The organism is Thermodesulfobacteriota bacterium, assembly GCA_039028315.1.
Classification (GTDB): domain Bacteria; phylum Desulfobacterota_D; class UBA1144; order Nemesobacterales; family UBA2774; genus CR02bin9.
The window spans coordinates 1-8733 of sequence record JBCCIH010000099.1; the positions used below are offsets into that span (position 1 = coordinate 1).

The window sequence follows — 8733 nt, forward strand, 5'->3', positions numbered from 1 at the left end:
AGCCGCGCACTACCACGAAGCAGGGAAACTCGGCAAGGATCTTGAAGTAGCTGTAGTTTTAGGCGGCGATCCAAAGATGATTTTCTCAGCGATCGCTCCTTTACCAGAAGGAATGGATGAGCTGGCGTTTGCCAGTTTTCTGAGAGGAAAGCCAATCCCTATGGTTAAGGCAAAGACCTTAAATATGACGGTTCCTGGAAATGCGGAATTTATTATGGAAGGGGTTGTGCCGCAAAATGAACTAAGAGAGGAAGGTCCGTTTGGAGATCATTTCGGGCACTACTCAATGGAAGCAGATTTTCCAATATACAACTTAAGCCGAATTACTCACAGAATTAACCCAATATTCCCTGCCACTATTGTCGGAAAGCCTCCTATGGAAGATGTATTTTTGGGAATGGCCGCTGGAGATATGTTCTCACCTCTTACTCGCATTATTCACCCTGAGGTTGTGGATATGTGGGCATACCCTGAGGCAGGGTTTCATAACTTGCTTGTTGTCTCCGTTGACGAGCGCTATCCAAAAAACGGAATAAAAGCGATGCTTGCACTTTGGGGGACCGGACAGCTTGTGCTGACAAAAGTGATGATAGTTGTTTCTAGCGATGTTAACCCTAGGGACTGGGAAGCTGTGCTTCGTGAGATAGGGGAAAACTTTGACCCTAATGAGGATTTTCTTATGATTCCATGGGCGCCTTTGGATACGCTGGATTTCACAAGCGGAAAATTTAACGTAGGAAGCAAGATGGGAATAAATGCAGTAAGGAAAAATAGTTCAGCACCAAAGAAAAAACCAGTACCGATTAAGGTTCCTGATGCTAAAGTGACACATAAAGATATAAAAGACCAGAGACTTTGGCCGGGCGGAATACTAGCAGTCAAGACCGACAAAAAACCAAAAGAATTAATCCAAAAGCTTTTTAAAACTAAAGGGTATGAGGATGTCCGTATAATTGCCGTGGTAAGCCCTGACATAGATATACATAACAACACAGAGCTTATTTGGGGCATATTCACAAGATTTGATCCATATCTTGATGTTATTTTTGAGCACACTGAGCTTAAAGGATCGGCAGTTGTGTATGGAGGTAGGATGGGGATAGATGCAACGACAAAAAGCTGGTATCCTAAGGTGATCGAAATGTCTGAGGATATCAAGGAGATAGTTACAGATAGATGGAAAGAATACTGGCAGACGTAGAGAAACTTTGTTTTGATAAAGAACTCTTCCCGATAATTGAGAAAGTTGAAAAGGGCGAGCGCCTATCGTTTGAAGATGGCATGACTGTGATGGGAACAGAAGACTTAAACACAGTAGGCATGCTTGCAGATTATGTAAAAAGAAAGAGAATAGGTGATAAAGTTTATTTTGTTGTTAACCGGCACGTTAACCCTTCAAATATTTGCGCAATCTCATGCAGATTCTGCGCATTTGGTGTTACCAAAAAATCTGCCAATGCATACGAGCTTTCCCATGATCAGATTCTGGCAATGCTAAATGATGATATCAGAGAAGTTCATATAGTGGGCGGGCTTCATCCTGATTGGAAGTTTGAGCACTATGTGGACATTATAAAACTCGTAAAAGACAACTTTCCAGAAACACATGTTAAAGCGTTTACTGCTGTTGAGATTGATTGGTTCACGGAGCTTACAGGAAATAGTATGGAATGGGTTTTAGAAACTCTCAAAGAAAATGGTCTAGATGCACTAACCGGCGGAGGTGCTGAGATTCTTCACCCAGATATTCGAAAGAAAATCTGTGCTCCTAAAACTATTGCGACCAGGTGGGAAGAGATACACGGCATGGCTCACAAACTTGGCATTCCTACAAATGCGACAATTTTATATGGCCACATCGAAGAGCCATTTCATGTGGTTGATCATTTGGATAGACTAAGACGAGTTGAAGATGAGTCGCCCGGATTCTTTGCATTTATTCCTGTGCTCTTTCAGCCAGAGAACACTGGCCTCAAAAAGCAGGTTAAATTCTTTGCGGGCTCTTATGACCTAAAAGTTCATGCACTTGCAAGACTTTATTTGGACAACTTCCCTCACATTAAGTCCTACTGGATCACACTAGGGGAGAAGATGGCACAGGTTGCGCTTCATTACGGCTGCAGTGATGCGGACGGCACTATTATGCGTGAGAAAATCATTCATGACGCAGGCGCTCCTTCAGAGCTAGGCCACACCAGAGACTTTATGGTGAATATGATTAAAAAGGCAGGCTTTGTTCCAGTGGAAAGAGACGCACTTTACAACGAAGTGCAGATATACAACTGATAAAAAACCTTAAGTCTTTAACTTGTAGCCGGTTTTGAATATCCACCAGACGATTGCAATGCAGATCACAAGAAATAGCATTGTCATCCCGAAGCTGACTACTACGTCTACATCTGCTACTCCGTAAAAGCTCCACCTAAAACAGCTGACCAGATACACGACTGGGTTAAACAGAGTGATCTTCTGCCAGATTGGAGGGAGCATATTGATTGAATAAAATGTGCCTCCCAGAAAAGTAAGCGGGGTAATGATCATTAGCGGTATGACCTGCAGTTTTTCAAAACCGTCAGCCCAAACGCCGATAATAAATCCAAAGAGGCTAAAAGTTATCGCTGTTAAAATTAAAAAACCTATCATCCAGAAGGGATGAAGTATGTCATAGGGGACAAATAACCTAGCTGTAATTAGAATCAGTATTCCTAGCATTATTGATTTTGTGGCGGCTGCCCCAACATATCCAATTAGAATCTCTACATAAGAAACAGGAGCTGAGAGAACTTCAAAGATCGTTCCTGAGAACTTTGGCATATAGATCCCAAATGATGCGTTAGAAATACTCTCGGTCATAAGAGATAGCATGATGAGCCCCGGGATAATAAATGCCCCGTAGTTTACTCCTTCTATCTCTCCCATGCGTGATCCTATTGCTGCTCCAAAGACCACAAAGTACAAAGATGTTGAGATAATAGGGGAGGCTATACTTTGCATTAAAGTTCTGAAAGTACGGGCCATCTCAAATTTATATATAGCTTTTATTGCGTGTATGTTCATTTTTTATCCGTAACCAGGCTTACAAAAATTTCCTCAAGAGTGCTTTCTCTAGTATGAAGGTCCCTAAAATAAATACCCTTGTCATTGAGATCTTTAAGGAGTGCTGTGATTCCTGTTCTCTCTCCTCTTTTGTCAAAAGTATATATAAGCTCTGAGCCGTCCTCTGAAAGCTCAAGCTCATGCGAGGAAAGCTCAACGGGTATAGACTCGATTGAGATATTGAGCTCAAGTCTAATTTGTTTTTTGCCAAGCTTCTGCATTAGAGCCGCTTTATCTTCAACTAAAATTATCTCACCTTTGGTAATAATTCCGATCCTGTCGGCCATTTCTTCGGCTTCTTCGATATAATGAGTTGTAAGAATTATTGTTACTCCGTCCTCTCTTAGCTTGCGGACCATTTCCCACATATCGCGGCGTAGCTCAACATCTACACCCGCAGTTGGCTCATCTAAAAATAAAATCTTTGGCTCATGCGAGAGAGCTTTTGCAATCAAGACCCTTCTCTTCATTCCACCTGAGAGGGTTATGATCTTTTCATCTTTTTTGTCCCACAAAGACAAATCACGAAGCACTTTTTCGATATACTCAGGATTGGGAGGTTTTCCGAAAAGTCCGCGGCTGTAGTTCATCGTTGCTATTACAGTTTCAAAAATATCCGTAGTCAGCTCTTGTGGGACCAGGCCGATCTTAGTTCTCGCTGCCCTGTATTCTTTTAAAATATCGTGCCCGTCTGCAAGCACAGTGCCTGCGCTAGGGTTCACAATTCCACATATGATGCTTATTAGCGTGGTTTTACCTGCGCCGTTTGGGCCAAGAAGTGCGAATATCTCACCCTCTTTTATATCAAGGTTGATATTATTTAACGCCTTAAGCCCTGAGGCATAGGTTTTATTTAGATTCTCTACAGATATAATACCTTTCACTTTGGTTCCTCAAGTTTTAAAAAGCATAAAGTATAGCATCTATTTTACATTTCACTTATTAGATTCTTTAGACTCAAGATTTGCTTCAGCATATTCTAGAAACATGAAGGGCGTATATATTCTTACCAAAAATATCGTTGACTACTAATAGTTAATACTTATACTCCTATTTAGGAGGAAGTAGCAAATGACAAACTTAATGAAAGCAATAATCTTAAACGTGGTTATGGTAGTACTTTTAGCAGGCGGCTTTCTGTACATAAATAATGTTGAGGCCGAATCAGCAAAGCCAGAGCTTATCAGTTTTGTCGAGCTTGATCTTAACACTTTCCCTGATGTTGGGATTGAAATTGCTCAGAATTCATGCGGCACAGAGACATGCACAGCTTCTCAGTGCTGCTGCTTAAATACTGAAACAGGAGCTCAGTGCTGCAGGACTGATGTTGACAAGAACTGCGTCTCATCGTGTCAAAAAAGTGATCCGTGTTAAAGGTTTATAGCCAAAACCTGAGAATTTAGTTAAAATTATATTAATACCATTAGAAGTCTGGGTGAATTTGAAAAAAATATAAAATTACCTCTTGAAATGGGGAAATTTGTGCTTATCCTATCAGTGCGCTAGAAAAGATGGGTTTTTAAACACAAAAGCGGGGAGTATAGAAAAATGTTACATACAGACAATATAGACAACTACAGAGCTAAAAACTCAAGACATATCTACATCGGTGAGCTTAAGAGAACAACCCTTAATAAGCCTGTTGAAGAGCTTGATGAGGGAGAAAAGCAGGACTACACCTCACTTCAAGAGCAGATGTTTTGGGGAAAGGAAAATGGATTTAACCTTGTTTTCACTAAAGATACCGGCAAAGTCGATTGCTGGATGATTAGAGACACGGATATGGATAAGTTAAATCCTATTTTCAGGCAGACTATCTTAGAAGTACTTTAACCAAGAATATAAATTACCTATAAAAGTTAAGCCGGATTCAATATTTTTTCTTATTAAGATCTAATTATTGTTTCCGGCTTTTTTGTGTTTTATTTCTTCTTTCATCAATAAATGTGTTAATCTCTAATTATTAGTAGTGTGTACAAGCGAGAGACAATATGGGCGAATATGATTCTGTTATAGAAAAGCTCAATACAAGAAAGCTGGAACTAGAACAGCGTCTTGATAGAGCCGAAGATTCTCTTAGAAAAACTCATGCTAAGGACTGGAGCGAGCAGGCTCAGGAGCGTGAGAACGACGAAGTTGTAGAGAGATTAGAAGAAAGCGCCCGTTTGGAGCTAAATCAGATCTATGACGCCCTAACAAGGGTAGAAAATGGTCTATATGGACAATGTGAAGTATGCGATGGCCCTATTAGGGCCGAGCGCTTAGAGGCTCTCCCATATACAAACCGCTGTTTTAACTGTGCAAGCGAGCTTGAATAACAAAAAATCCAGAATAATTCGCTACCTACAACCTATCAACTAATTTTTTCATTTTAACGCATCTTTTTCTTAGTATGGAATTCTAATACAGTATTGATTATATTAGGAAACATAGATTCAATCTTAAAGGATAGAAATATTGGCGGTTACTGAAGCACAAATAGAATATCTTGAGGATATGGCAACTCATATTCGTGAGGATGTGATAATTATGCTAGAGCAGGCGGGCTCTGGTCATTCTGCCGGCTCATTGGGCACTGCTGACATTTTCTCAACACTTTATTTTCATGTTATGAAGAATGATCCCAAAAAGCCAGATTGGCCCGAAAGGGATAAGTTTGTTTTAAGTAATGCCCATATATGCCCAGTTTTATACGCAACTCTGGCCGAGGCGGGTTACTATCCGAAAAAAGAAATAGCAACTCTGAGAAAATTAGGCTCAAGGCTTCAGGGGCATCCTCATAAAGGGGCTCTTCCCGGGCTTGAGGCATCAGGCGGGCCACTCGCTCAAGGCATTTCAATAGCAGCCGGGATGGCAATGACGGCTAAGATAGATCAGGCTAAGACAAAGGTTTACTGTATGGTCGGCGACGGGGAGATGAATGAGGGGCAGATTTGGGAAGCCCTTATGTTTATTGGGAAGAACCGCCTTCATAATTTCACCCTTATAGTGGATAGAAACAACATACAGATAGACGGTTTCACAGAGGACGTAATGCCGCTTGAGCCTCTTAAAGAAAAATTAACTTCATTTGGCTTTCACGTTATAGAGGTTGATGGACATAACATAAGACGACTGATAGAGGCTTTTGAAGAACCGATCTTTGAAAAACCCAAAGTGCTGTTGGCCCACACGATTCCAGGAAAGGGCGTAGATTTTATGGAGTTTAAGCCAGAGTGGCACGGAAAGCCTCCAAATAAAGAAGAAGCGGATAAAGCAATACAGGAGCTGGAGTCGCTAAGATCACTTGGCGGTAAAATAACTTGCGAGCATGAGTAATAAATTAAATTCAAAGCTTCATCTGGCTAGCAATATTATTGAAGGCCCAGAGCAGATTCCTACCAGAAACGGCTATGGCGAGGGGGTTGTAGAGGCAGGTCATGCGGATGAGAACGTAGTGGTTCTGTGCTGCGATCTTACTGAATCCACCAGAAACGCTGTCTTTAAAGAGACATTCCCTGATAGGTTTGTAGAGATTGGTATTGCTGAGCAGAATATGGCGGGAATCGGAGCAGGTATGGCATTTTCTGGAAAGATTCCATATATATCTTCTTATGCTACATTTAGCCCCGGCAGAAACTGGGACCAAATAAGGGTTAGCATCTGTTACAGCATGGCAAACGTTAAAATAATGGGCGCTCATGCAGGTATATCGGTAGGTCCTGACGGTGCAACACATCAGGCTATGGAAGATATAGCTATCACCAGGTGTCTTCCAAACCTTATTGTAATTGTTCCCTGTGATTATTGGGAAACTAAAAAGGCAACTCTTGCGATCGCTAAGATCAAAGATCCTGTTTATATGCGTTTTGGCAGAGAAAAAGTGCCGGTAATAACAACTGAGAAAACTCCCTTTAAAATTGGTAAGGCTGACACCTATAGAAATGGTTCTGATGTAACAGTTATAGCCTGCGGTTCTTTAGTTTATGAGGCGCTTGTGGCTGCCGAGAAACTAAGCACAAAGGGCATTGATGTGAGAGTAATTAATTGTTCAACGATAAAACCAATTGACGAAAAAGCAATTGTTAAAGCTGCTAAAGAAACAGGCGCAATAGTAACAGCAGAAGAGCACCAAGTACACGGTGGACTTGGCAGTGCGGTAGCCGAGGTTGTAGCCAAAAATAACCCGGTTCCAATGGAATATGTAGCTATGATGGACCGTTTTGGTGAGTCTGGCGAGCCTGATGAACTAATGCATAAGTTTGGATTGGACGATAAAGGTATTATAAAGGCAGTAAACAAGGTGTTAAAGCGTAAGTAGACTATCTTTGGGTTTATTTGCCAATAGTATCTAGTATCTGAGAAACAACTAAGTATGAGTTTTTGGCAACCTTATTGGCAAATTTAGTAAAGTCTTTTACTGAGTCCCCATTAACCTTATCAGACATAGTCCTTACAATTAAAAATGGTATTTTATTAAGTTCACATACCTGAGCTATTGCTCCTCCTTCCATCTCAATGGCATCGCCCTTTAACTCTTCAATAAGATATTTGTGATCCTTCATCTCTTTTCTTGTGATGAATTGATCTCCAGTCAGTATGCGGCCTTCTAGAATATTTGTATTGATTATTTTGGTTTTAAGAGCAAGTGATATTAATGTCTTATCCGCTTTGAAGAATCTGTGTTCACTGTAGGGGATCTCGCCTCTAGAGAATCCAAGAGCCTGGGCGTCAATATCATGTTGCACACAGTCTTTACTTAACACCACATCCCCAATTTCCAACTTAGAGTTTAAGGCGCCCCCAACTCCGGTGAAAATCACGGCACTTGGATTAAATTCATCAATCAGACGCTCACAGACCATCGCTGCAAACACCTTGCCGACTCCGCATTTAACGATTACAACACTTTTATTTAAAAGTTCTGCCTTAGTGAAAGTAAACTCGTTCCAAGGAATTTCCTTTTCCACGTTTGAATGACTCAAAAGTTCTTCAACCTCTGAATCCATTGCGCCAATTAAGGAAATGGGTCTTTCATTGCTCATATCAAATCTTGGTTTAAGGCTCTATCTTGTACCAGATATCTTTTATGTATCCGGCTTGATCAGTCTGAGCTACCTGTTTAACTATCTCAGGCGTTCCGTTTAAACATTTCCATTCATATACTGTGCTGCGACCGCTGGCGTACATTGGGATGACATCTGAGTCCGGGTTCTCACCGCAGTAATTTATCATGCCGTCGTTGGGCTCTTTTGATACATCTGCTTTTTCTTCGCAAGGAATATTATTACCTACAAAACAGCCATAGACGCTGCCATCCATACAGCGCCAGTATGTGCCTTCTGCAAATTTGTCATTCGGATAATCTTGAGCAACTCCTACATCCTTTCGTAATTGCTCTGCTATACTTTCCGGAACTTTGGCACCAGTATATTCAACCCCCGGTCTGTCAATTGTTCCGGCCACTTCGCAATACTCAAATGGGTCCTCATAAGTTTTATTTGCACTCACGTTCGTTTCACTATTATCCGCACTGCAAGCCGATAAAATTAGTGCGGTTATAAAGATTGAAAATAGATATTTGCTTGTGTTCAAGATACCCTCCGCTTTGTTTTAGTTCTTCCAACATTATAAAGAACCTTGTGCTAATTCCCAAGG

11 protein-coding genes are annotated in these 8733 nt (G+C 41.1%); 7 read left to right on the forward strand and 4 right to left on the reverse strand.

Going from position 1 to position 8733, the window contains the following annotated elements:
• Both AAF462_07255 and mqnE read left to right on the forward strand, forming a co-directional pair.
• Positions 1–1201, forward strand: a 1201-nt coding sequence (locus AAF462_07255; GenBank protein MEM7008913.1) for a UbiD family decarboxylase, incomplete at its 5' end; no start/stop codon positions are given.
• Positions 1177–2286 (forward strand): aminofutalosine synthase MqnE, encoded by a 1110-nt coding sequence (gene mqnE / locus AAF462_07260; protein ID MEM7008914.1) that lies wholly within the window; start codon positions 1177–1179, stop codon positions 2284–2286. The genes AAF462_07255 and mqnE, both read left to right, overlap by 25 nt.
• Positions 2287–2295: 9 nt before the next feature.
• Here the strand turns inward: mqnE and AAF462_07265 are convergent, their stop codons facing one another.
• The gene (locus tag AAF462_07265; protein MEM7008915.1) at positions 2296–3057 is read right to left on the reverse strand and encodes an ABC transporter permease; all 762 of its coding nucleotides are present in this window, start codon (positions 3055–3057) and stop codon (positions 2296–2298) included.
• Positions 3054–3980 (reverse strand): ABC transporter ATP-binding protein, encoded by a 927-nt coding sequence (locus tag AAF462_07270; GenBank protein MEM7008916.1) that lies wholly within the window; start codon positions 3978–3980, stop codon positions 3054–3056. Before AAF462_07270 ends, AAF462_07265 begins: the two co-directional genes overlap by 4 nt.
• A gap of 187 nt (positions 3981–4167) precedes the next feature.
• Between AAF462_07270 and AAF462_07275 the strand changes: the two genes are divergently transcribed.
• From AAF462_07275 to AAF462_07295, 5 genes are all read left to right on the forward strand, one after another.
• A complete protein-coding gene (locus AAF462_07275) occupies positions 4168–4470 on the forward strand; it encodes a hypothetical protein (GenBank protein ID MEM7008917.1) in 303 nt (100 codons plus the stop codon).
• Between the two features lie 174 nt (positions 4471–4644).
• Complete coding sequence (locus tag AAF462_07280) at positions 4645–4929, forward strand: hypothetical protein (protein MEM7008918.1); 285 nt, start codon at positions 4645–4647, stop codon at positions 4927–4929.
• A gap of 158 nt (positions 4930–5087) precedes the next feature.
• On the forward strand, positions 5088–5414 hold the full coding sequence (locus AAF462_07285) for a TraR/DksA C4-type zinc finger protein (GenBank protein MEM7008919.1): 327 nt from the start codon (positions 5088–5090) through the stop codon (positions 5412–5414).
• A gap of 139 nt (positions 5415–5553) precedes the next feature.
• Positions 5554–6414 (forward strand): transketolase, encoded by an 861-nt coding sequence (locus AAF462_07290; GenBank protein ID MEM7008920.1) that lies wholly within the window; start codon positions 5554–5556, stop codon positions 6412–6414.
• Positions 6407–7396, forward strand: a complete 990-nt coding sequence (locus tag AAF462_07295) for a transketolase family protein (GenBank protein MEM7008921.1) — start codon at positions 6407–6409, stop codon at positions 7394–7396. Before AAF462_07290 ends, AAF462_07295 begins: the two co-directional genes overlap by 8 nt.
• A 13-nt stretch (positions 7397–7409) precedes the next feature.
• Here the strand turns inward: AAF462_07295 and AAF462_07300 are convergent, their stop codons facing one another.
• Together AAF462_07300 and AAF462_07305 are read right to left on the reverse strand one after the other, a co-directional pair.
• Positions 7410–8120, reverse strand: coding sequence for a 5'-methylthioadenosine/adenosylhomocysteine nucleosidase (locus tag AAF462_07300; GenBank protein ID MEM7008922.1), 711 nt, complete (start codon positions 8118–8120; stop codon positions 7410–7412).
• Between the two features lie 13 nt (positions 8121–8133).
• A complete protein-coding gene (locus AAF462_07305) occupies positions 8134–8670 on the reverse strand; it encodes a hypothetical protein (GenBank protein MEM7008923.1) in 537 nt (178 codons plus the stop codon).
• Positions 8671–8733: the final 63 nt, after the last annotated feature.